This window comes from Variovorax sp. 3319 (assembly GCF_031456585.1).
GTDB classification, from domain to species: Bacteria; Pseudomonadota; Gammaproteobacteria; order Burkholderiales; family Burkholderiaceae_C; genus Variovorax; species Variovorax paradoxus_P.
The window spans coordinates 1-21,405 of the sequence record NZ_JAVDUZ010000020.1 but is presented as its reverse complement, the minus strand read 5'-3'; the positions used below and the strand labels follow the sequence as shown (position 1 = coordinate 21,405).

21 protein-coding genes and 1 tRNA gene are annotated in these 21,405 nt (G+C 64.4%); 14 read left to right on the top strand and 8 right to left on the bottom strand.

Going from position 1 to position 21,405, the window contains the following annotated elements:
* Positions 1-42: 42 nt before the first annotated feature.
* The 5 genes from J2X67_RS26855 to J2X67_RS26835 all read left to right on the top strand — a co-directional run bounded on the left by J2X67_RS26855 (position 43) and on the right by J2X67_RS26835 (position 5,109).
* A complete protein-coding gene (locus J2X67_RS26855) occupies positions 43-621 on the top strand; it encodes a DUF4390 domain-containing protein (protein ID WP_309958028.1) in 579 nt (192 codons plus the stop codon).
* The gene (locus tag J2X67_RS26850; protein ID WP_309958019.1) at positions 618-2,948 is read left to right on the top strand and encodes an ATP-binding protein; all 2,331 of its coding nucleotides are present in this window, start codon (positions 618-620) and stop codon (positions 2,946-2,948) included. The genes J2X67_RS26855 and J2X67_RS26850 overlap by 4 nt, the downstream gene beginning before the upstream one ends.
* Positions 2,949-3,040: 92 nt before the next feature.
* A complete protein-coding gene (locus J2X67_RS26845) occupies positions 3,041-3,742 on the top strand; it encodes a response regulator (RefSeq protein WP_157611832.1) in 702 nt (233 codons plus the stop codon).
* Between the two features lie 18 nt (positions 3,743-3,760).
* Positions 3,761-3,836 (top strand) — tRNA-Phe (locus tag J2X67_RS26840).
* Between the two features lie 382 nt (positions 3,837-4,218).
* A complete protein-coding gene (locus J2X67_RS26835; RefSeq protein ID WP_309958018.1) occupies positions 4,219-5,109 on the top strand; it encodes an SDH family Clp fold serine proteinase in 891 nt (296 codons plus the stop codon).
* A 60-nt stretch (positions 5,110-5,169) separates the two neighbouring features.
* On the opposite strand, the gene J2X67_RS26830 is transcribed toward J2X67_RS26835, so the two are convergent.
* The 3 genes from J2X67_RS26830 to J2X67_RS26820 all read right to left on the bottom strand — a co-directional run bounded on the left by J2X67_RS26830 (position 5,170) and on the right by J2X67_RS26820 (position 6,624).
* Positions 5,170-5,826: an AAA family ATPase gene (locus J2X67_RS26830; protein WP_309958016.1), complete on the bottom strand. Its 657-nt coding sequence runs from the start codon at positions 5,824-5,826 to the stop codon at positions 5,170-5,172.
* Complete coding sequence (locus J2X67_RS26825) at positions 5,826-6,173, bottom strand: prevent-host-death protein (RefSeq protein ID WP_309958014.1); 348 nt, start codon at positions 6,171-6,173, stop codon at positions 5,826-5,828. The genes J2X67_RS26830 and J2X67_RS26825 overlap by 1 nt, the downstream gene beginning before the upstream one ends.
* A 109-nt stretch (positions 6,174-6,282) precedes the next feature.
* Positions 6,283-6,624: a hypothetical protein gene (locus J2X67_RS26820; protein ID WP_309958012.1), complete on the bottom strand. Its 342-nt coding sequence runs from the start codon at positions 6,622-6,624 to the stop codon at positions 6,283-6,285.
* Positions 6,625-7,062: 438 nt separating this feature from the next.
* Here J2X67_RS26820 and J2X67_RS26815 point away from each other — a divergent pair, with 438 nt between their 5' ends.
* The 3 genes from J2X67_RS26815 to J2X67_RS26805 all read left to right on the top strand — a co-directional run bounded on the left by J2X67_RS26815 (position 7,063) and on the right by J2X67_RS26805 (position 9,637).
* Complete coding sequence (locus J2X67_RS26815) at positions 7,063-8,322, top strand: methyl-accepting chemotaxis protein (protein ID WP_309958011.1); 1,260 nt, start codon at positions 7,063-7,065, stop codon at positions 8,320-8,322.
* 287 nt (positions 8,323-8,609) lie between these two features.
* Positions 8,610-9,254: a dienelactone hydrolase family protein gene (locus J2X67_RS26810; RefSeq protein ID WP_309958010.1), complete on the top strand. Its 645-nt coding sequence runs from the start codon at positions 8,610-8,612 to the stop codon at positions 9,252-9,254.
* The gene (locus J2X67_RS26805; protein ID WP_309958009.1) at positions 9,251-9,637 is read left to right on the top strand and encodes a DUF427 domain-containing protein; all 387 of its coding nucleotides are present in this window, start codon (positions 9,251-9,253) and stop codon (positions 9,635-9,637) included. Before J2X67_RS26810 ends, J2X67_RS26805 begins: the two co-directional genes overlap by 4 nt.
* 85 nt (positions 9,638-9,722) lie before the next feature.
* On the opposite strand, the gene J2X67_RS26800 is transcribed toward J2X67_RS26805, so the two are convergent.
* Positions 9,723-10,412, bottom strand: a complete 690-nt coding sequence (locus J2X67_RS26800) for a methyltransferase domain-containing protein (RefSeq protein WP_309958008.1) — start codon at positions 10,410-10,412, stop codon at positions 9,723-9,725.
* Between the two features lie 478 nt (positions 10,413-10,890).
* Between J2X67_RS26800 and J2X67_RS26795 the strand changes: the two genes are divergently transcribed.
* Positions 10,891-12,036 carry a mechanosensitive ion channel family protein gene (locus J2X67_RS26795; RefSeq protein ID WP_309958006.1) on the top strand — a complete coding sequence of 382 codons (1,146 nt, stop codon included), beginning with the start codon at positions 10,891-10,893 and terminating at the stop codon, positions 12,034-12,036.
* A 9-nt stretch (positions 12,037-12,045) separates the two neighbouring features.
* Here the strand turns inward: J2X67_RS26795 and J2X67_RS26790 are convergent, their stop codons facing one another.
* Entirely contained in the window at positions 12,046-13,449 is a 1,404-nt protein-coding gene (locus J2X67_RS26790; protein WP_309958005.1) for a hypothetical protein, read from the bottom strand.
* A gap of 113 nt (positions 13,450-13,562) precedes the next feature.
* On the opposite strand from J2X67_RS26790, the gene J2X67_RS26785 reads away from it, so the two are divergent.
* The 3 genes from J2X67_RS26785 to J2X67_RS26775 all read left to right on the top strand — a co-directional run bounded on the left by J2X67_RS26785 (position 13,563) and on the right by J2X67_RS26775 (position 17,392).
* Positions 13,563-13,952, top strand: a complete 390-nt coding sequence (locus J2X67_RS26785) for a TraR/DksA family transcriptional regulator (RefSeq protein WP_309958003.1) — start codon at positions 13,563-13,565, stop codon at positions 13,950-13,952.
* Between the two features lie 221 nt (positions 13,953-14,173).
* Positions 14,174-15,244, top strand: a complete 1,071-nt coding sequence (locus J2X67_RS26780) for a glycosyltransferase family 4 protein (protein ID WP_309958027.1) — start codon at positions 14,174-14,176, stop codon at positions 15,242-15,244.
* A 3-nt stretch (positions 15,245-15,247) separates the two neighbouring features.
* Complete coding sequence (locus tag J2X67_RS26775; protein ID WP_309958001.1) at positions 15,248-17,392, top strand: amylo-alpha-1,6-glucosidase; 2,145 nt, start codon at positions 15,248-15,250, stop codon at positions 17,390-17,392.
* Here the strand turns inward: J2X67_RS26775 and J2X67_RS26770 are convergent.
* Positions 17,389-18,306 carry a protein NO VEIN domain-containing protein gene (locus J2X67_RS26770; RefSeq protein ID WP_309958000.1) on the bottom strand — a complete coding sequence of 306 codons (918 nt, stop codon included), beginning with the start codon at positions 18,304-18,306 and terminating at the stop codon, positions 17,389-17,391. The genes J2X67_RS26775 and J2X67_RS26770 overlap by 4 nt on opposite strands.
* Before the next feature lie 61 nt (positions 18,307-18,367).
* Positions 18,368-19,315, bottom strand: coding sequence for a LysR substrate-binding domain-containing protein (locus tag J2X67_RS26765; protein ID WP_309957999.1), 948 nt, complete (start codon positions 19,313-19,315; stop codon positions 18,368-18,370).
* 125 nt (positions 19,316-19,440) lie between these two features.
* Between J2X67_RS26765 and J2X67_RS26760 the strand changes: the two genes are divergently transcribed.
* A complete protein-coding gene (locus J2X67_RS26760; RefSeq protein ID WP_309957998.1) occupies positions 19,441-20,037 on the top strand; it encodes an NADPH-dependent F420 reductase in 597 nt (198 codons plus the stop codon).
* 27 nt (positions 20,038-20,064) lie between these two features.
* Here J2X67_RS26760 and J2X67_RS26755 read toward each other — a convergent pair whose 3' ends face one another.
* Positions 20,065-21,171: an SMP-30/gluconolactonase/LRE family protein gene (locus J2X67_RS26755; RefSeq protein ID WP_309957997.1), complete on the bottom strand. Its 1,107-nt coding sequence runs from the start codon at positions 21,169-21,171 to the stop codon at positions 20,065-20,067.
* Between the two features lie 134 nt (positions 21,172-21,305).
* Here J2X67_RS26755 and J2X67_RS26750 point away from each other — a divergent pair.
* The coding region (locus J2X67_RS26750; RefSeq protein WP_309958026.1) for a cytochrome ubiquinol oxidase subunit I at positions 21,306-21,405 on the top strand (100 nt) is incomplete at its 3' end.

Here is a 21,405-nt window from a genome sequence, read left to right as displayed (position 1 = left end):
GGCCGGCGCGGCTCGGCGCTTTTTGCCGCACTGCTGCTGGCCATGATGATGTTGCTGGGCTCGCTGCCCATGGCCGCGGCTGCACAAGGGCGCAACGGCCCCTCGGTCACCCAGATGCGCCTTGAGCAGGCCGACGATGGCGTATATCTCACCGCGGCGGTGCAGTTCGAGTTGCCGTCGCTGGTCGAGGAAGTGCTCGACAAGGGCATTGCAATCTACTTCGTGGCCGAGGCCGAGGTTTTCCAGGAGCGCTGGTACTGGACCGACCGCAAGGTCGCCCAGGTCACGCGCCACATGCGGCTTGCCTACCAACCCCTCACGCGCCGCTGGCGGCTCAACGTGTCGCCGGTGCCCATTACCGGCACCGCAGGCTTTGGCGTTTCGTTGAACCAGAACTTCGACAGCCTTGCCGACGCAATGGATGCCGTCAAGCGGGTGGGCCGGCTGCGGCTTGGCGACGCCGCCGACATTGGCGACGAGGCGCAGCACCAGGTCGTGTTCCGCTTTAGGCTCGACACCTCGCAGCTGCCGCGCCCGTTCCAGATTGGCGTGGTCGGGCAAGCCGACTGGAACATTGTTGTCGAGCGCAGCGCCAAGCTGCCGCTGGAGAAGCAGCGGTGAGCACCAAACCGCGCAGCGGCGCAGCGGCCACACCCGCCGCCCGCCGCTCGCGCGCGGTGCGTTGGGCCGTGGGCGTGGGCGCCGCGCTGGTCACCGCCATTGGCCTGGTGCTGATGTTCCTGCTGGCGCAAGCCACCAACAACCGCGCGCTGTACGAACGCTATTACGTGCGGCTCTTCGGCATCAACGTGGTGGTGGCCGTGCTGCTGGTGCTGGTCATCGGCTGGGTTGCTTTTCGGTTGCTGCGCCGGCTGCGGCAAGGCAAGTTCGGCAGCCGCCTGCTCATCAAGCTGGCCGCCATTTTTGCGTTGGTGGGCGTGGTGCCCGGCGCGCTCGTCTATGTGGTGTCCTATCAGTTTGTCGCGCGTTCGATCGAAAGCTGGTTCGACGTCAAGGTAGAGGGCGCGCTCGATGCCGGCCTCAACCTGGGCCGTGCCACGCTCGATTCGCTTTCGGACGACCTGGCCGCCAAGACCCGCGCCGCCAGCGCCCAGCTCGCGCAGGTGCCCGATGCGAGTGCGGGCCTCGCCCTTGAGCGTATTCGCGACCAGCTCCAGGCCAGCGACGTGGTGCTCTGGACGGGCACCGGGCAGCTCATTGCAGGCGCCGGCACCTCGCGCTTTCAGCTGAACCCCGAGCGGCCGACCATCCAGCAACTGCGGCAGGTGCGCGCGGACCGCGCCATTGCCCACATCGAAGGCCTCGACGAAACCGCGCCGCCGGGCGCCAGCCTTCCCCCCGCCACCGTGCGCGCCATTGCCATGGTGCAGCGCCCCGGCTTCGACTTCGACACCGCGCCGCGCTTTCTGCAGGTGACCCAGCCGCTGCCGCCCGCCGTCGTGGCCAATGCCCTTGCCGTTCAAGAGGCCAACCGCGAATACCAGGAGCGCGCCCTGGCCCGCGAAGGCCTGCGCCGCATGTACATCGGCACCCTCACGCTCAGCCTGTTCCTGGCCGTGTTCGGCGCCGTGCTGCTTGCTGTGCTGTTCGGCAACCAATTGGCGCGGCCCCTGCTCGTGCTGGCGGAGGGCGTTCGCCAGGTGGCCGCCGGCGACCTGCGGCCGACCGCCGTGCTGCAAGGCAAGGACGAGCTTGGCGGCCTCACCCGTTCCTTTGCCGTCATGACCCAGCAGCTGGCCGATGCCCGCGGCGCCGTCGAAAAAACCATGGGCCAGCTCGACGCCGCCCGTGCCAACCTGCAGACCATTCTGGACAACCTGACCTCGGGCGTGATCGTGCTCGACGCCAAGGGCACCATTCTTTCCACCAACCCCGGCGCCACCCGCGTGCTGCGCGCGCCGCTGGCCGCCTACGAAGGCCAGCCGCTCGCACAGGTGCCCGGCCTTGCCGATTTTGGCAACAGCGTGCAACAGCAGTTTGACGAATTCCAGGTCGAGCGACTCCAGCACGGGCTCGACCACTGGCAGCATGCCTTCGAGCTGCATGCCACCGGCAACGACCTGCCGCAGCAGGGCAGCGCCATCAACATCGTCGCCCGCGGGGCCGAACTGCCCGGCGCCGCGCGGCTGCTGGTGTTCGACGACATCTCCGAAATTGTTTCGGCCCAGCGTGCACAAGCCTGGGGCGAGGTCGCACGCCGCCTGGCGCACGAAATCAAGAACCCGCTCACGCCCATCCAGCTTTCTGCCGAACGCCTCGAGATGAAGCTCTCCGGCAAGGTTGCGCCGCCCGAGCAGGCTGTGCTCGTCAAGTCGGTCAAGACCATCGTCGACCAGGTCGACGCAATGAAGCGGCTGGTCAATGAATTCCGCGACTACGCCCGCCTGCCCGCGGCCGACCTCAAGCCCGTCGACCTCAACGCGCTGCTGACCGACGTGCTCCAGCTCTACAGCGCCGAGAACTCGCCCATTGCGCTGCGCTCCGAGCTGGACGAGCGCTGCCCGCCCATCCGCGGCGATGCGCAGCAGATCCGCCAGGTCATTCACAACCTGCTGCAAAACGCGCAAGACGCCGCCGAGGCCGCCGCCAGCACCACCGGCAGGGCGGGCGAGGTCGTCATTCGCACCCGCCTGGGCGACTCGGGCCAGCGCGTGCGCCTTACCGTGCAAGACAGCGGCCCCGGCTTTGCCGAGAACATCCTCAAGCGCGCCTTCGAGCCCTACGTCACCACGAAAACAAAAGGTACTGGTTTGGGGCTGGCCGTCGTCAAGAAGATCGCAGACGAGCACGGCGCCCGAATCGAGCTTTCCAACCGCGTTGTCGATGGGGCTGTAGCGGGGGCGCAAGTCTCGCTATCATTCGCGCTGGCAGGCGAGTCGCAAACAGCGGTCGCTCACACCGAAGATTCGAAGTCTTCCGCCGCCTGAGCGCGAAAGAAATCCATTGCGCTCAGTCGATGGATCGGCTGGCGGACCATACACACCATTGCAGATACCGGCGCATACAACAAGCAGCACTCATGGCAAACATTCTCGTGGTCGATGACGAGCTGGGCATTAGGGACCTGCTCTTCGAAATTCTCAATGACGAAGGCCACAACGTGGAGCTCGCGGAAAACGCCGCCGAAGCACGCGCAGCCCGGCAACGTGCACGGCCCGACCTCGTGCTGCTCGACATCTGGATGCCCGACACCGACGGCGTCACGCTGCTCAAGGAATGGTCTACCGCCGGCCTCCTGAGCATGCCCGTCATCATGATGAGCGGCCACGCCACCATCGACACCGCCGTCGACGCAACCCGCATCGGCGCCTTCGCGTTCCTCGAAAAACCCATCACCCTGCAAAAGCTGCTCAAGGCCGTGGAGCAGGGCCTTGCCCGCGAAAGCGCCCGTCGTGCGGCTGCAGGCGTTGTGCCGCCGGCCACCGGCGTCAACCCGGCAGCGGCCATCACCACCACTGGCGACAGCCTGCTGCTTGCCTCGCTGGCTTCAGTGCCTGTGCCCGATGCAGGCCCGCAGTCGACCCAGAGCTTCGACCTTGACCGCCCGCTGCGCGATGCGCGCGACGGTTTCGAGAAGGCCTACTTCGAGTTCCACCTCGCCATGGAGAACGGCTCCATGACCCGCGTCGCCGAGAAAACCGGCCTGGAACGCACCCATCTTTATCGCAAGCTCAAACAACTTGGCGTCGATCTTTCGAGAGGGCGCAGAAGCGCTGTATAATTTAAGGCTGCACACCAAGGCCCGGTAGCTCAGTTGGTAGAGCAGCGGATTGAAAATCCGCGTGTCGGTGGTTCGATTCCGCCCCAGGCCACCATATTCCATGCGCCCCAGCGCCCTATTCGGGTTCTGGGGCGTTTGCACATTTTTTCGCATTTTTTCTACAAAATTGGTTAGTCACAGCTCATTCCTATAGACAGGAGGGCGTCAAGCCTCTGAGAATTAAGCGTCCGATTGTGGATAGAAGTAACTTTAGGAGTGGCCATGAACTCGTTTCGGTCTCCGAATGAGTCCACGCCTGCGATGAGCGCGACACCGCAGAATGCGGGTGCCCCACAGCCGTCCCGTCGCGAGGAGCTTTATCGAGTGCATTTTCAAGTACCGTCGCAGCAAACTCAGCGTCCAGCTGAATTCATTGAGCAGGTGAACGGCTACGGCGTTCAGATGTTCTCGCAGGCGTCGGTATTCGTTAGGCGCTGATGCCGTCTTGGGTTGAAGTTCAGACGGAAATTTTTGCTCTACAACAGCAGGGCAATGCGGACCCACTGAAGACGGTCCGGCAAAAATATCTTAAGAGCCTTAGTGACAAAACGGGTCGCACGACGATCGCGTACTACTCCGGCTGGCTTTCGGCGCCCGCACTTGTGCCGGCACATGTCATCAACGACGATGACAAAGCGGGTTTTATGCAGGCCGCACACAAGGTCGGCCACAAGACCGGTCTGGATCTGATTCTGCATACGCCCGGCGGGCAAGTGACTGCTGCCGAGTCGATCGTTGACTATCTGTTGAAGCTGTTTAACGGCGACATTCGTGTAATCGTTCCGCAGATGGCAATGTCGGCAGGCACCATGATCGCGTGTGCATCACGCGAAGTCCTCATGGGTCATCAGTCGAATCTGGGTCCCATAGATCCCCAAGTAAATGGCCTTCCAGCCTACGACGTCATATCCGAATTCGATCGGGCCGTGAAAGACTCGAAGGATCCTGGCGCTGCTCTGATGTGGCAGACGATCATCGGAAAGTACCATCCAACGTTTCTCAGTAGCTGCGAGCACGCGATTGCGCTCTCGAAGGAGATCGTTCAAAAATGGCTTCAACAGTTCATGTTCGAAGGCGACGACGATGCCGCAGGGAAAGCTGCGCACGTTGTGGATTGTCTTTCAAGTCGCGACGACAATCGTGAGCATGCTCGCCACATCCATGCGGAGCGCTGCAGGGAGATTGGCTTAAAGGTTCGGTCACTCGAAGAGGATCAGGCGATCCAAGACTTGGTGCTTACGATCCACCACGCGTGCAGCTTTTCGATGGCTCAACTGAATTGGGCCAAGCTGATTGAGAACCAAATTGGGGCGAGCTACGCGCGATAACGCCCTCTAAGTGGGTTGGGTTCCAACCGTTCCTGATTTGGGAACATACTGCCCCGGTGCTCAACCCAGCAAATCGATCGCAGCCTGAACAATAGGCCGCGCCCACTGCGGCGTTGCCGCGAGCGCGGCCAGATCATCGGGCTGCGGAAAAATCGGCTCGCCCGAACTCAGCTCAAGCACCAGCACCGGGTCTGCAATCTCTTCTCCGGGCGGCGCTTCCGCGCTGTTGTCGAAGACCTGGAGCCGTGTCAGCTTTGGCAGCAACTGAATCAGGTTGGCGCGCGACGCGGTCCAGCGCTCGCGAATCTTGGCTTCGGGAATGCTGTGGCCTCCGCGCGCCACCCTCGCGCGGACGCGGGCTATGTGCTGCTCGGGCGAAGAAAGACCGCAATAGATCATGACCACGTCGTGGCTCGACGCGGCGCGGGCGAGCAGTGCGGGAATGGTGTTTGCGCCCAGCGTGGTTTCGAACGCATAGTTGGCGCCTTGCGCAATGGCCGCCTCCAGCCGCTCGCGGCCCAGGTTCCATGCGCGGGCGTTCGCTTCTTCTGGCGTCAGCCCGAGCTGCGCGACGAGTTCGCGCGCGAACGTGTCCGGGTTGAACCAGGCGAGCCCGTGTTCGGCGAGCAGGGCGCCGCCCACCGAGCTCTTGCCCGCTCCGTTGACTCCGGCCAGCACCAGGATGAACGGGCGCGCTGCTGCTGCCGCTGGCGCCATCAGAACGTGTCGCCTGCCTTGGGAGGTCGCGCGAGCTTGCCCTTGGCCGCGAACAGGCTGTTCACGTTCGCCGCGGCATCGGGCTGCTGCAGCGCGCCAAGGCGTGCGTCGAAGCGGCGGCCGAGTTCGTCGAGCACCGACTGTTCACGCGCCTTGAGTGCCTGCGCGTCTTCCACCAACTGGTTGTAGGTGGCTGCGGTCAGGAGCACCATCTCCACGGTCGAGTGGTTGGTCACCGCCAGGCTGCCCGACTGCTGCACTTGGCGAACCACGTCGCCCCACCGGTTCTTGACGTGGGATGCGTTCTGGCGAGGCAGGTCGTTGAGGCTGGGCAGTACGGCGGCCATGATGTGCTCCTTTGTTGCCATTATGGCAAAAATAGCAAAATTGGACAGAATGCAGGATACAGCGCAATTTGCCAGTCACGCGCGGCCCGGTGATCCGGGTTCTTCTGTTTCACGAACCTTCGGCCAAGGCCGCGCGCGCGGATTCAATCGTGGTCACGGCGGTATCGATGCCGCGCTGCAGTTCGGCGTTCAGCAACCGCAAGAGCGCGCCTAGCTCGCTGCGGGCTACGTACAACTCTTCGGGGTCATTCATGCGCTGCGGCGCGATGAGCCTTTCGAGACACGCGTACGCGCGCTGCACGTCGTGAATGCTGTCGATGTCGTCGGATGCCTGCAGCGTGAGCGCTTCGGCGCTGTCTTGCAGCGGGCACAAGGTCGTTGCAACCGCAGCCTCAGAAGAAGAGGCGAGGGGCGAGGGGGATTGCGCGAGCGCGCGGGCGGATCTAGCCATCGATGGCCTCCAAGAGGTGCGGTTTGCAAAAACCGCCGCACTCGCTGCTAAACGATGGCGGCGACTCGAACGGGTTAGCAGACCGGGCACCTCTTGCGAGAACCGGCAGGGCTCGCGCCCTCCCATCCGAGCCGCCTAAAACTGGAGGCACGAACGACAAAGCCGCAGGTCCTGCGGGAAAACTGCGGCTTTCGTCGCAGAGATGCTTCAGGCTGCTAAACCCGATCACGCCCTTTTCGACGTGACGAATGCAGTATAGCGAGGGGGCCTTTCCACACTCATCCCACGCAGGAGCACCACGCGGCCCATGGAACCATGAAGCTTCGTATGCGGAGTCTCCGGGTTTCTCCCTAGCTTCCGCCTCTCAAGTTCCGGCCCTCATCTGCCGATATGCCTGGATAGGAGGCCTCCGCGTCGGTGGCCGTCACGGAAGAGCACATGCGCAATTGGAAGATCGGTGCCCAACTGGGCATGGCGTTCGGGATCGTGTTGCTGTTGATGGCGACGGGGCTCGTCATCGGCTTCGTATGTCTTGGCGACGTCGCTGCGGGCAGCGGCGTTGCACCTGAACTCGCACGGCGTATCGACTCGGCCCGCAGCCTGATGATGGGCTTCGGGTTGGCCGCGCTGCTGGCGGGGGTGGGCGGCAGCATCTGGCTTTCGCGCAGCATCATGCAACCGCTTGGCGAGGCCATTTTCATAGCAGAAACCGTAGCCTCGGGCGACCTCAGCAAGGAATTCGAGACCGAGCGCGGCGGCGATTTCGGTCGCCTGCTGCGTGGCATGGGCGAGATGGAAGACACGCTGACCGACGTGGTGACGCGCATCAAGGCATCGACCGATTCGATCGTGGTGGCGTCGGGGCAAATTACCGCGGGCAATCACGATCTGTCTTCGCGCACCGAGCAGCAGGCGAGTTCGCTCGAAGAAACGGCTGCCTCGATGGAAGAACTCACCAGCACCGTCAAGCAGAACGCAGACAACGCGCGGCAGGCTAACCAGCTCGCGCTTTCGGCCTCCGAGGTTGCAGTCAAGGGCGGAAGCGTGGTGGGGCAGGTGGTCGACACCATGGCGTCGATCAATGCGTCGTCCAAGAAGATCGTCGACATCATCGGCGTGATCGACGGCATTGCGTTCCAGACCAACATCCTCGCTCTCAATGCGGCGGTCGAAGCGGCGCGTGCGGGTGAACAGGGCCGGGGTTTTGCGGTTGTGGCCTCCGAGGTTCGCAGCCTCGCGCAACGCTCGGCCGCAGCGGCCAAGGAAATCAAGGGCCTGATCGACGACTCCGTGGGCAAGGTCGACGTGGGCAGTGCACTGGTGAGCGAAGCTGGCAAGACGATGGAAGAAATCGTGAGCGGCGTCAGGCGCGTAACGGACATCATCGGCGAGATCACCGCGGCCAGTCACGAGCAGGCGCAGGGCATCGAGCAGGTCAACCAGGCCATCGCGCAGATGGACCAGGTCACGCAGCAGAACGCGGCGCTGGTCGAAGAGGCTGCAGCCGCAGCCCAATCGTTGCAAGAGCAGGCAGGCAACCTGTCGCAGGTGGTGGCAACTTTCAAGCTCGACGATGAGGACGAACAACCCGCGGTGGCGCCTCCGGTGGTTGAAGCCCGGCCTCTCGCGCGAGCGGTTCCCCTGGCCCAGTTGGCCCGCCGCGCCATCGCCATTCCGCAGGGCAAGCCATCCGCGTAATGCGCCGCGGCGCCACTCTTCTTTTTCAAGTTGCAACGCTCCACTGCGCCTACGCGAATGTGGGCATCACCCTACAGAAGAACACCGGCAAGAAACTAAGGTGACCGATGGCGAGCTCGACGGGTGTCGAGCCCTCGCACAAAGGAAACCGAATGACTGTCGAGATGTTCCGAATACCGGCGGCTGCCGGCGCGCGCGGAACACACCCTCCAACGATTTTTTCTGCTGGGGTGTAGCTGGTGGACTCCGCATCCAGACCCGCGGAGCGCCGCGCGTTTCGCATTGCATTGCGATCTTCTTCCGTGTCGCTCGATGCAGACCTGAGCGTGCCTGCGTCGTGCAACGGAATCGTGCTGTTCGCGCATGGCAGCGGAAGCAGCCGCCTGAGCCCGCGCAACCGCCAGGTTGCCGAAAGCCTCAACGCGTCGAGGCTCGCCACGCTCCTCGTCGACCTTTTGACGCCCGACGAAGAAGCCGAGGACCAACGCACGCGCGAGCTGCGCTTCGATATTGCAATGCTGGCCGATCGGCTGGTGCGCCTGACCGATTGGCTGCGCAGCAATGATCAAACCGCCAACTTGAGAATCGGCTACTTCGGTGCAAGCACCGGTGCCGGTGCCGCACTGGTGGCGGCAGCGCAGCGGCCCGACACTGTCGACGCGGTGGTGTCTCGCGGCGGCCGGCCGGACCTGGCCGGCCCGGCGCTCGAGCGCGTGCGCGCACCCACGCTGCTGATCGTCGGCGGCAACGACGGTCCGGTGATCGACATGAACTCGCAGGCCATGGCGGCAATGCATTGCGAGAAGCGCATGACCATCGTGCCCGGCGCAACGCACCTGTTCGAAGAGCCCGACGCGCTTGGCGCAGTTTCCACATTGGCCCGCGACTGGTTCAAGAGCCATCTCAACCAACCCAGGAGTAGTGCGAAATGAGCAGCAAGTCACCAGGGCATCAAAAATGGCCCGATCACAAGGTACGCGAAGAAGCGGTGCAACAAGCAATGGAGGTCGAAGTCGAGGGCGTCGTCGTCGCCGCCTCGAGCAACGTCATCAAGGTTGTCGAAGACAAGTCCCCTGTGCGCTACTACTTTCCGCGCGCCGACGTCCGCATGGAAAAGCTCAAGCGCTCGCAGACGACGACCGAATGCCCGTTCAAGGGGCTCGCGAGCTACTACAGCTTGAACCTGGGCGAGCGGCAACTCGACGACGCGGTGTGGACGTACGAAGACCCGTACCAGGAGCATCTGGCGCTGAAAGAGTCCATGGCGTTCTATGACGACAAGTATCCGGAGATCCACGCTCGTGCGAAGGGTTGAGCAACAGCACCGCGGCTGCATGCCGCAACATTTGCAGCACAACTCACCATCGAGCCGAACGCGCCGAACGCATTCAGAGGCTGCGCTAGCGGTTGTTGTTCAGCACCACGAGTTTCGAAAGGCCGAACAGGTTGACCGGGTCGGCGCTCAGCACCTGCCAGTCGTGCGAGAGTATCTGCTCGCCGTACTTGAAGTCGGAGCGAAACCCCACATGCTCGGCCGCAGAACGAACGGCGCGCTCCAGAAGCCACCACAGCTTGCTGCCGCTGAAATGATTCAGCACCACAATGGTTCCGCCCGGCTTGCACACCCGCCGTATCTCGCGCACAAGCTCGGCCGGGCGGGGCGTTACCGAGAGCACATAGGGCACGGTCACGCAGTCGAAAGTGCCATCGGCAAAACGCATGCGCTCGGCGTTCATGTGCTCGATGGCAATGTTGTGCTGTGGCAGGTGGGCCGCGCGCTCGCGTGCGCGTTCGAGCATGTCGTGCGAAAGATCGATGCCCACGATCTTGCATTCGGCCGGATAGCCCGCCAGCGCCAGCCCGGTGCCAACACCCACTTCGAGCAGCGATGCCGGCTGCAGCGTGCGAACAACCTGCGCCATGCGCTTGCGCCCGGGCTCCAGCACCTGGCCGAACAGCGTGTCATACAGCGGCGCGAGCCGGTCGTAGGTGCGCGCAACGCCAGCCTCGGACACCGGTGCTTGGGGTTGCGTGCGGTCGTTGTTGCGCGTCGCGCCATGGTCACCGGGGCGGGCTCTGCTTTCCGTCATCGTTTGCGTTCCAGGGTCGGGCGGAGGGCCGCCAGGTTGGGCATTGGCGCTACACGGCAAGCGGGGTGCCCGGCGTGTGCGGCAGGGTTTGCGGGCATGCGGGTTGCCTTGGCGCCACCTGGCACGACAAGAGAGTCCGATTGCTCACCGAGGATTTTTCGATGACCCAGAATATCAACAACCCCGCGCCAACGCCTCCATCTCCCCGCTCTCGAAAGGGCCGTACGGGCCACGCCGGCGATGAGGTACCGCCTGGCACTCCCCAGACCGCCGATGGCATTTGCCCGCGTTGCGGCGGCTCGGGCCAAGCAGGCAACGGGCGCTGCCCGGACTGCGACGGCACCGGCACTGTCACCGTGAATGTCGGCGATGCCTGAGGCAAAGCCCCGCTGCTTTCAATCCAAAGGAACGACGTGACTCTTTTACAAACTACCCACCCCGCCCGGTACGCATTCGATGCGACGAAGGGCCCCCGCCGATGAACGGGAGACTCGAGGCGCTCGCCGATACAACCTTGCTGGGGCTGCCAACGCGCGACGTGGCGCTGGCAATTGCGGCCGCACTCGCGGCCTATCTCGCCATGCGGCTGGTGCTGCGCTATGTAATCGGCCGCACGCGCCAGCTTGCGCAGCGCACCAGCAATCATGTCGACGACATGGTGGTCGATGTGCTTGGCAGTACCAACCGCGTGTTCCTGCTGCTTGCGGCGCTGCTTGTCGGCGTGGGCATGCTCGATTTGTCCGAGCGCTGGAACCAGCGGGTCGAGCAGCTGTGGTTCATTGCGCTGGCACTGCAGATCGGGCTCTGGTTTACGAAGGCCATCAGCCTTGGCCTGCGCCGCTATGAGGAGCGCCATGGCTCTTCGGGCATGACGCAGGTCAGTGCGTCGGCAGTGCTCCTCTCGTGGTCGCTGCGCACGCTGCTGTGGGCGGTGGTGCTGTTGGCGGTGTTGTCCAATCTGGGTGTCAACATCACCGCATTCGTGGCCAGCCTCGGCGTCGGCGGCATTGCCATTGCCCTGGCGGTGCAGAACATTCTTGGCGACCTGTTCGCATCGCTTTCGATTGCAGTCGACAAGCCCTTCGAAGTGGGCGACGCCATCGGCATTGGCGACCTGTCGGGCACGGTGCAGCACATCGGCCTGAAGACCACGCGCTTGCGCAGCCTTACGGGCGAGCAGATCGTCATCAGCAACACCGACCTGCTCAAGCAGGTGGTGAAGAACTATCGCCGCATGGACGAACGCCGCATTGCGTTCAAGTTTGGCATGAGCTACCGCAGCGATCCGGAAAAGCTGGAGGCGGTTCCCGGCATCGTGAAGCGGCTGATCGAGTCGCGGCCGAAGCTGCGTCTGGACCGCGTGCACTTCCAGGCTTTCGGCGAAAGCTCGCTCGATTTCGAAGTGGTCTATTTTGTGACGACGCCCGACTACGGCCTGTACATGGACGAGCAGCAGCGCCTCAACCTGCAGATGATGCGGGAGTTCGGCGCACTGGGCCTGGAGTTCGCAATTCCGGCGCGCAGCGTGTACGTGACGTCCGATGGGGGCAGTCCCGCCGAGGCCGGGCAGCGAGGTTCGCGCATCGACGATGCGCCCCAGCCCCAGCGCGCGCCCAAGCACTAGAGCCCGTGGCTACCGGCGGTTGTCCGATGCGCCGGGCGCCTCATCGAACTGACGGGCTGCGCTCGCCAGCAGATCGGCCGGATGCAGCATTGCGGCGCGGGCCTTTCGGGCGGTGTCGTACTGATTCAGCGCGGCGCGCAGCCTCGGCTCTGTCATGAGTGCTTGCCACACGGCAGCCAGGGAGTCGGGCGGTGGCGCCTCTGCACCTGCAAGAAGCCGATGCGCGAATGCCAGGCTGGCCGGCTCGGCGAGCAGCACGGCCTTGCTTGCCGCGCTCAACGTCGGCGGGCGGGCCTCGGGCGCTGCCGAGCAGCAATAGATCACATGCGGCGGCAATGAATCGCCATCGGGCAAGAGCCTTTGCAGCGATGTGCCATGAATGCGCGTGAGGCCGTCGGCGGATGCAAAGGCATATGTCTCTTCGGCGCCTGCCTCGGCCAACCGACGCAAGCTGCGCAGCAAACGTGAGAAGTCGGCCGTTGCAGCGGCGGGAGAAGCCTTGATCTCCGCAAGAAGAACAAGCTCGGCGGTGGCGTCGGCACCATCGCGAACAATGGCGGCGTCCCATTCTTCCTTTGCCTTGTTCGCTTCGCCCGGAAAAGCAGGCGGATTTCGAAGGCTGCGCACCACGCGATAACTCGCGTTGCCCTTGTCGTGCCGGTTCAGCAGATCCGCAATCTCGCCGAGCGCAAGGGTGCTTGCTTCTTCAGCCGCTTCACCGCGCCGCGCCGACGCACGCCCTTTGGAGAGTGCGGCATCGCTGCCAGCCGCCGGCCCCTGCCTTTCAACAAGCGCCTGGTACCGCTGCACGGCCTCCAAATGCAGCAACTCGTTGCTGCGCGCCAACCGGTCGAGCGAAGGGCCGGACAGAATTGCTTGCAGCGCTGGCTGCAAACTTTTCTCCGCAGGGCGTTTTCGGTCGAGCAAATTCTTGATGCCCTGCGCCAGCTCTTCCCACAAGCCTGATGCCGCCAGTTCATGCAGCTGCGCCAGTGCATCGCGCAATTCGCCCTCCGGCATGCGGCGCAACTTGCCCGGATGGGCGAAGGCATTTATCGCGGCCCTGACCGCGCGCTGATCGGCATCGCGCAGCCGCCAGAGCTGCGCGTGCTCATTCACCGCCGCATCCTGAGCTTGCATCACCAGCGCCTGGAAGGCCGGGTCGCCGCCCTCGCGCGCCAAGGACTTTTGAATCAGCTGTGCGAGCGCCCGGGTGAATAACGATCCGGCTTCAGCTGGCAGGGGCGTGTTGCGCTCTTCCCATGCAACGCGGGCGGCGTCGATGGCAAAGGCCAGCGCCGCATCGGTGCCGCTTGCCGCGGCCGCTTCGGCATCGGCGGGCAAAGGCGGCATGCAGTACCTGCGCGGCGCGTCGCGCAGCGCGGCCAGAAGAAGGGTGTGGGGGTACTGCAATTCAGTTCAAGCTTGGTTGCGGCGGGATATAGCCGTATAGCCGGAGCATCGCATGCCCGGCGCGCACCTGCCAAAGCGCCTGCGCAGGCATCCCGATTGCCGGTGATTCCGGCATGACGAAGAACACAGAACAGTGGCACCGCAAGCTCGACGAGCGGGCGGCCGAACTCGAGTCGGAACTGAGGACCGCCAAGGCCGATGAAGCCGAGGCGCCCACCCGAACGCCGCATGTGCAAGTGCCCGACTCGGTCGATGCGGCCGAAGAGCGGTTGCGCGGAGCGCTCCGAAACGTGGAAATGGACCGCGATGTTTCCGAGCTGCGAGACATCGAGGCCGCGCGGGAGCGCCTGCGCACTGGCGAATTCGGCACCTGTGTGGATTGCGGGATGGAGATTCCGGCCGAAAGGCTCGACGCGCTGCCCGCCTCCGCCCGCTGCATCGAATGCCAGCAACTGTACGAGCGCACGCACCCGATCGAGATTCGCCTGCCGCCCGCTCTCTGAACCGAAGGCAGCGCCGCATGCCTGCTCAATGGAGGCAGGGCGAGAGTACCCACGCAGCAAACCATTGCGATGCCACCACGGTCACGGTTACCGCATAGAGCGGCAAGCTCTTGAAATTAAAAACAGGCGGCTCAAAATGGCGGCTCGGAAGCCATTCGCCTCCGTTTTCTTCGCTCTCATTCCTTGTTCATTCATTTCCTTGCGAGGAGACTGTCTTGACGATGAAGATCGCGCAGATCGCACCACTCTATGAAGCCGTGCCGCCGCGGCTTTACGGCGGCACCGAAAGGGTTGTCGCCCACCTGGCCAATGCGCTGGTCGACCAGGGCCACGAGGTCACCCTGTTCGCTTCGGCCGATACCCAGACGCGAGCGCAGCTAGCTCCCATGCGCGCGCAGGCCCTGCGCCTGGACCCGGCGCCGCTCAAGTCGGACCTGGCCAGCCACCTGAGCATGCTTCACGAAGTGAGGCGGCGGGCGCACCAGTTCGACGTGCTGCATTTCCACGTCGACCTGATGCACTTTCCGTTCTTCGAGGACATGGCCGGGCGCACGCTCACCACGCTGCACGGCCGGCTCGACATTGCAGACTTGCCGGGTGCGTACATGCGCTGGAACCGGTATCCGCTGGTCTCCATCTCTCGCCACCAGCGCAGGCCCATGCCCTTTGCCAACTGGTTTGCAACCATTCCCCACGGGCTCGACGAAACGCCCTATGCGTTTCAGCCCAAGCCCGACGGATACCTGGCCTTCCTGGGACGCATCTCTCCGGAAAAACGGCCCGACCGTGCCATCGAGATTGCGAAGAAGGCCGGGCTTCCGCTCAAGATTGCAGCCAAGGTCGATGCGGCGGATGCAAGCTACTTTGCGCACAAGATAAAGCCCATGCTCGACGACCCGCTGGTCGAGTACATCGGCGAAATCGGCGATGCCGACAAGGCAAGGTTTCTTGGCGGTGCGCGGGCGCTGCTCTTTCCCATCGACTGGCCCGAGCCGTTTGGCTTGGTGATGATCGAGGCCATGGCTTGCGGCACGCCGGTGATCGGATGGCGCTGCGGATCGGTGCCCGAAGTGATCGAGCACGGCGTGAGCGGGCTCATCGTCGAAGACGAGCTGCAGGCGGTGGAAGCGGTGCGCGCCGTTGGCAAGCTCGACCGGCACCGCGTGCGGCAGGCATTCGAAAGCAGGTTCTCCGCGCATGCAATGGCCAGTGCCTATGTGGAGCAATACAAGCGCCTGGTTGGCGGCGGCGTACTGCCGCCGCAAGATCATGTTTTTCATGAGGTGGCCTGAGCGATGAGCGTCGAAGCGCCTGCTGTCGAACAAACCGAGCCGGCCACCGAACGCGCGGTGCAGCACGCCTTTGTGCTCAAGGAAGGCGACACTTACTTTGTGATGGACAGCCACGGCGACGTGGGCGGCGGTGTAGACGGGCTCTTTCACGACGACACGCGCATGCTGTCGTCATTCGTGCTGCGGCTCGACCGTGCGCGGCCGTCGCTCTTGTCGAGCGGAGTGAGCCAGGACAACGTCTTCTTCACCGCCAATCTCACCAACCGCCCGCTGCCGGTGCTCGGATCGACATCGATGCCGCAGGGCGTGATTCATCTGGAGCGCAAGCGCTTTCTGTGGAACGCGCGGCTGTTCGAGCGCATCCGGCTCGTCAACTACAGCGACCAGCCCGCGCAGGCGCCGCTCGCGCTGCAGTTCGGCGCGGACTTTCGGGACATGTTCGAAGTGCGTGGCCAGCAGCGCGCGCGGCGTGGCGACATCGGCGCGCCGGAGGTGGGCGCGCAAGGCGTGGTGCTGCGCTACCAGGGGCTCGACACGGTCACGCGGCTCGCATGCATCGACTTTTCGGAGGCACCGCTGCGCCTTGACGCAGGCACTGCCGAATTCACCGTGCCGCTTGCGGCTCACGGCGAGTGGACGCTGTACATAGAGGTGGGCACGGAACCGGGCCTGCCCAATGCGGCGCGCTTTCGCGAGGCTGGCGTGCTTGCGCGTTGGCGCATGCGCGCACGCCAACGCCGCGGTTCGCGCCTGCAGGCTTCGGGGCGCCTGTTCCAGGCCTGGCTCGACCGCTCGCGCGCCGACCTCGCGCTGCTCACGACCGACCTGCCCACGGGGCCGTATCCCTATGCGGGCATTCCATGGTTCTCCACGCCCTTTGGCCGCGACGCCATCGTCACGGCTTTCCAGACGCTGTGGATCGATCCGAGGTTGGCGCAGGGCGTGCTCGAATTTCTTGCGGCGCGGCAGGCGCGCCAGACTTCGAGCTTTCGCGATGCAGAGCCCGGAAAAATCATGCACGAGACCCGCAAGGGCGAAATGGCGGCGGTCGACGAGCTGCCCTTCGGCCAGTACTACGGCGGGGTAGACACCACGCCGCTTTTCGTGGCCCTGGCAGGTGCCTACGCGCAGCGCACCGCCGACCGCGCAACCATCGCGCACATCTGGCCCGCGCTGTGCGCGGCCTGCGAATGGATGGAGCGCAACATGGCGCGCCACCCCGATGGCCTGCTGGCCTACCAGCGCGGTGAAGCCAGCGGCCTTGCCAACCAGGGGTGGAAGGACAGCCATGACTCGATCTTTCATGCCGACGGCCGCACACCCGAAGGCCCGATTGCGCTGGTGGAGGTGCAGGGCTACGTCTATGCGGCTTTTCTCGCCATGGCATCGATGGCAGAGTGGCAGGGCGACTCCGGCGCCAGCCGTTGGCGCCAGCGCGCAGCGGCCATGCGCAAAGCAGTCGAAAACCGCTTCTGGCTCGACGACCTGAAGTTCTATGCGCTTGCCATCGACGGTGCCAACCAGCCGTGCCGCGTGCGGTCGTCCAATGCGGGGCACTTGCTTTTCACGGGCCTACCGGGCGAAGAGCGGGCCCTGTCCGTCGGCCACCAGTTGCTGTCGTCGGCGTTTGCATCGGGCTGGGGCATTCGCACCTTGCCGACCGAGGCTGTGCGTTTCAACCCGATGTCGTATCACAACGGCTCTGTGTGGCCGCACGACGTGGCGTTGTGTGCTGCGGGGCTTGCGCACTACGGCGAGCGCGACGGTGTGGTGCGCATACTGGACAACCTGTTCGAGACGGCTTCGCACTTCGGCATGCGCTTGCCCGAACTCTTCTGCGGCTTCGACCGGCAGCCCGGCCAGTCACCCGTTGCCTACCCGGTGGCGTGCCTGCCCCAGGCGTGGGCCGCGGGGTCGGTGTTCATGCTGCTGCAGGCGTGCCTCGGCCTGCATGTGGACGGCATCCGGCGCGAGGTGAAGATCGTGCGGCCGCATTTGCCTGCGGACATCGACCAGCTGCATGTGCAGGGGCTGCAGATCGGGAGTGGGCGGGTGGACCTGCACTTTCAGCGCCTGGAAGATCGCATCGTCGTGGTCGCGCAATCGGCGCCCGGAACGCCCAAGGTCGATGTGAACCTGCAGCTCTAGCCGCGGGCTTCGAAGCCAGGCGCCTGGCTCATCTCCGAAGGCTTGTAGATCTTGTGCTGCGCGGTGGGGCCGCCGGCGTCTGCCACCACCAGCAGGCGCCAGAGCGGCTCGCGCGCGGAGCACGCGTTTTCTTCGGGCGTCAGGTGGAAGTTGGGCGTTGCGGTGGAGGTGCCCTTCACGGCCACCCTGAGCAGGGTTGCGCCTTTCGCGTTCGACACTTCGATGTCGAAGCCCAGCTTCTGTGCGGTCACGTCTTCAGCCTTGTAGCCGTAGCCCTTGAAGTGGCCCATGACATAAGCCATGGCGGCAGCCTGAACCTCTTCCTGCGAAGCCGGCTTTATCGCCTCGGGCTCTGCTTCCACAGCGGCAGGAACGCCGCCCCGCGCCTTGGCGGCCTGCATGTCGGCCTCATCGGGAACCCAGCCGCGCGGCCCGCGCACCAGCACCGCCAGCAGCTGCTCGGGCTCCCAGCTTGCAACGTGCCATTCGGAGTCGTCGCGCACGCGCGTGGACACCTTTGCGTTCTTGTTGCTTTCCAGTTCGGCAATGGCAATGCGGTTGGTCTGCACGACGGCCCGAAAGCCCTGGCCTGCGTCGAAGGTGCGCTTCAGCAATGCGAGGCGGTCCTTGGCGCGCTGTACCTGGTTGGGCGTTCGCGCACCGCCGCCCGGGCGATGCTGCGTGTCGAGCGATTCGAGATAGAACCAGCGCCCGTTCGCACCGACGTTCACATACTCGGCCCAGATGGTGGCGATGACGTTGTCGCCCGTGGCCATCCAGGCGTACTCGAAGGGCTTGTCGCGCGCGTCGAACACGCCCATCTTGGCGACGATTTCGACCGGACTGAGCCGTGGTCCTGACAGTCGCATCTCGTCGATGACGGCGAGTACACGGGGGTCGACTTCCTTGTCCATTCAGCGGGCTTCTGGCGAGTTTGGGGGGTGGGAGTATGCCGCATCATCCCCGCCGCACAAGTCAGCCAGTGTTACCGCGCGTCCGAATGCCGCCGGACAGGCGCTGGGCGAGCTTCTGCTCGCGGAACGCGGCGGTCACAAAATCGACGAACGCGCGCGTCTTGCCGGGCAGCAGCTTCTGGCTTGCAAAGTACAGCGAGAGCGGCCCAAGGTCGCAATGCCAGTCGGGCAGCAGCCGCTCGAGCGCGCCGCTCTGCAGGTGGGGCGCGGCATGCGGCACGGCGATCAGGCCGACGCCCAGGCCCAGCAGCGTTGCGCGGCAGAGCGCATCGGGGTCGTTCACCATCATCAAGGGCTTCTGCGCGGCCGCCATCTCGCGCCCGGCGCCGTTGCGCATGACCGGTGTACGCAAGCGGCCGTGCAGCGGCGAGCGCATGGAAACGGCTGCGAGTTCCGCAAGCCCAGCCGGGTCTTTCGGGCGGCGCTTGCCGCGCAGAAAACCGGGCGACGCCGCCGCAATGAGGTGGATGCGCCCGAGCTCGCGCGCCACCATTCCGGGCGGGAGCTCGAAGCCGCCGCCGACAGCTGCGTCGAAGCCGCCGGCAATCAGGTCGAGCGGACGGTTGTCGAAGAACCAGTCGGGAACCACGGCCGGATATTTTTCGAGGAAGGCAGGCATCAGCGGCAACAGGTAGTCCATGCCGAAGCCCGGCGCCGCGCTCAGCTTGAGCACGCCAGCCGGCTGCCCTGCATTCACGGTGACGTCGGCAATGGCGCCCTGGATGCTGTCGAGGCCCCCCTGCACCGACTGCAGGAACCGTTCGCCCGCCTCGCTCAGCGTAAGGCCGCGCGTGCTGCGCTGGAACAGGCGCACGCCAAGGTTGCGCTCCAGCTGGGCAACGTTGCGGCTGACTGCCGCGGGCGTGAGCGCGAGCCGCCGCGCCGCCGACGAGAAGCTGCCCGTTTCGGCACTGCGCACGAACGATTCGAGATTGGCGAGGGTTTCCATTGAATTGCATTTCAACAAATGCTTGAAAGTAATTCAAGCCAGTCATGACTATTGCTATGGAGCGCGAATACCTAAAGTTGAATCCAGCAAGACGATCTTGCGTACTTCAACAAAAGGAAAACCAAATGAAAATCTCCATCATCGGCGCCGGCGAAATCGGCTCTGCCATTGCTCGCCAACTTGCACGCAGCGGCATCGACGCCTCCATTGCCAACAGCCGCGGCCCGCAAACGCTTCAGCCGTTGGTCGACGAACTCGGGCCCCGCATCAAGGCGGTCGACCTCAAGGAGGCGGCCCAGGCCGATCTTGTTTTTGTCGCAGTCAACTGGAACCGCCTGCCCGCCGCGCTGAAAGACCTCGGGCCCTGGAACGGCCGCATCCTGGTCGATGCAAACAATGCCGTCGAGGCACCGTCGCTGCGGCCCTTCGACCTGGGTGGCCGCGCCTCCAACGAAGTGGTGGCCGAACTTGCGCCGGGCGCTCGCGTGGTGAAGGCCTTCAACCACCTGGCAGCGGCCGCGCTCGAGGCCGACCCTAAAGTTGCCGGCGGCCGCCGCGTGCTGTTTGTCTCGGGCGAAGATGCCGACGCGAAGAAGACGGTGAGCGACCTGATCGCGCGCCTGGGCTTTGCGCCCATCGACCTGGGCGGCGTGAACGAGGGCCGCCTCGTGCAGTTCCCGGGCGGCCCGATGGCAATCTTGAACCTGGTGAATCTCGACTGACGGCGGGCCGAGACGGCCACGGCGGCGCTACACCGCGCCGTGCGCTTCCACGTAGAGTGCGTAGAGCGAATGGCTGCTCGTCATGTAGAGGCGGTTGCGCTTGGGCCCGCCAAATTCGAGATTTGCGCACCGCTCCGGAAGGCGGATGAAGCCGATGGGCTTGCCTTGCGGGTTGAAGATCTTCACGCCGTCCATCTCTTCGGACTTGCCAAGCGGCAAGTGCGCCTTCATGCCGCCGCCCACATCGGTGGGCTCCGGCGAGAAGGCGCCGCTGAAGCCCCAGCCGCACCAGAGGTTGCCGTCGCGGTCGACGCGAAAGCCGTCGAGCGCGCCTGGGCCGTCGGCGTCCACCAGCTTTGTCTTGTTCGACACGCTGGTGCCGTCGGCTGAAACGTCGTAGCTCCAGATGCTGCGATTGGGCGTGCCTTTCCACTCGACCACGTAGAGTTTTTTCTCATCCGGGGAGAACGCGAGGCCGTTGGGGTTGACGAGGTCGGTGATCACCGCGGTGAGCTTGCCGTCCTTGGCAATGCGGTAGACGTTGGTCGTCGGCTGTTCGGGCGTTGCCCTCGAACCTTCCCACTCCCCGTTGATGCCGAAGGTCGGGTCGGTGAACCACACCGTGTCGTCGGACCTGACCACCACGTCGTTGGGCGCGTTGAGCTTCTTGCCTTCGTAGCTGTCGGCCAGCACCGTCATTCGGCCGTCTTTCTCGGTGCGCACCACGCGGCGCGTGACGGAGTGCTCGCACGTTACCAGCCGGCCCTGGCGGTCGCGCGTGTTGCCATTGGCGTAGTTGGCGTTCTGCTTGTGCACCGTGAACTTGCCGGTCTTTTCGTCGTACTTCATGAGCCGGTTGTTCGGAATGTCGCTGCACAGCAGGTAGCCGCCTTCAGGAAAGTACACCGGCCCCTCGGCCCACCGCATGCCGGTGCCAAGCTGCTCGACCGTGCTGCTGTAGATGCGGTACCTGGCAAAGCTCGGGTCCAGTATCAACACCGATGGGTCCGGGTAGCGCTGGTTGGGCTTGAAGTCGAAAGACTGCGCACCGGCCAGGCCCGCGAAGGCGGCGAGTCCTGATCCCGCTGCAGTCTTGAGAAAACGGCGGCGCGGTTGAAGGGGTCCGTTCTGCATCTGCAAATCTCCTTTTGTCGTTGTGAAAGCGGCAAGCTCGCAACTGCGCCGATGGCAGCAACGGGCAGTGGCCGGCGTTCATCTTACGGACGCGCCTGTTGCAGCTATCTGCTTGTGACGCTATGGTGAGACGCATGGACGCCCTGCTGCTTGCCCGAATCCAGTTCGGCTTCACGATCTCGTTCCACATCCTGTTTCCGGCGCTCACCATCGGCCTGGCGAGCTACCTGGCCG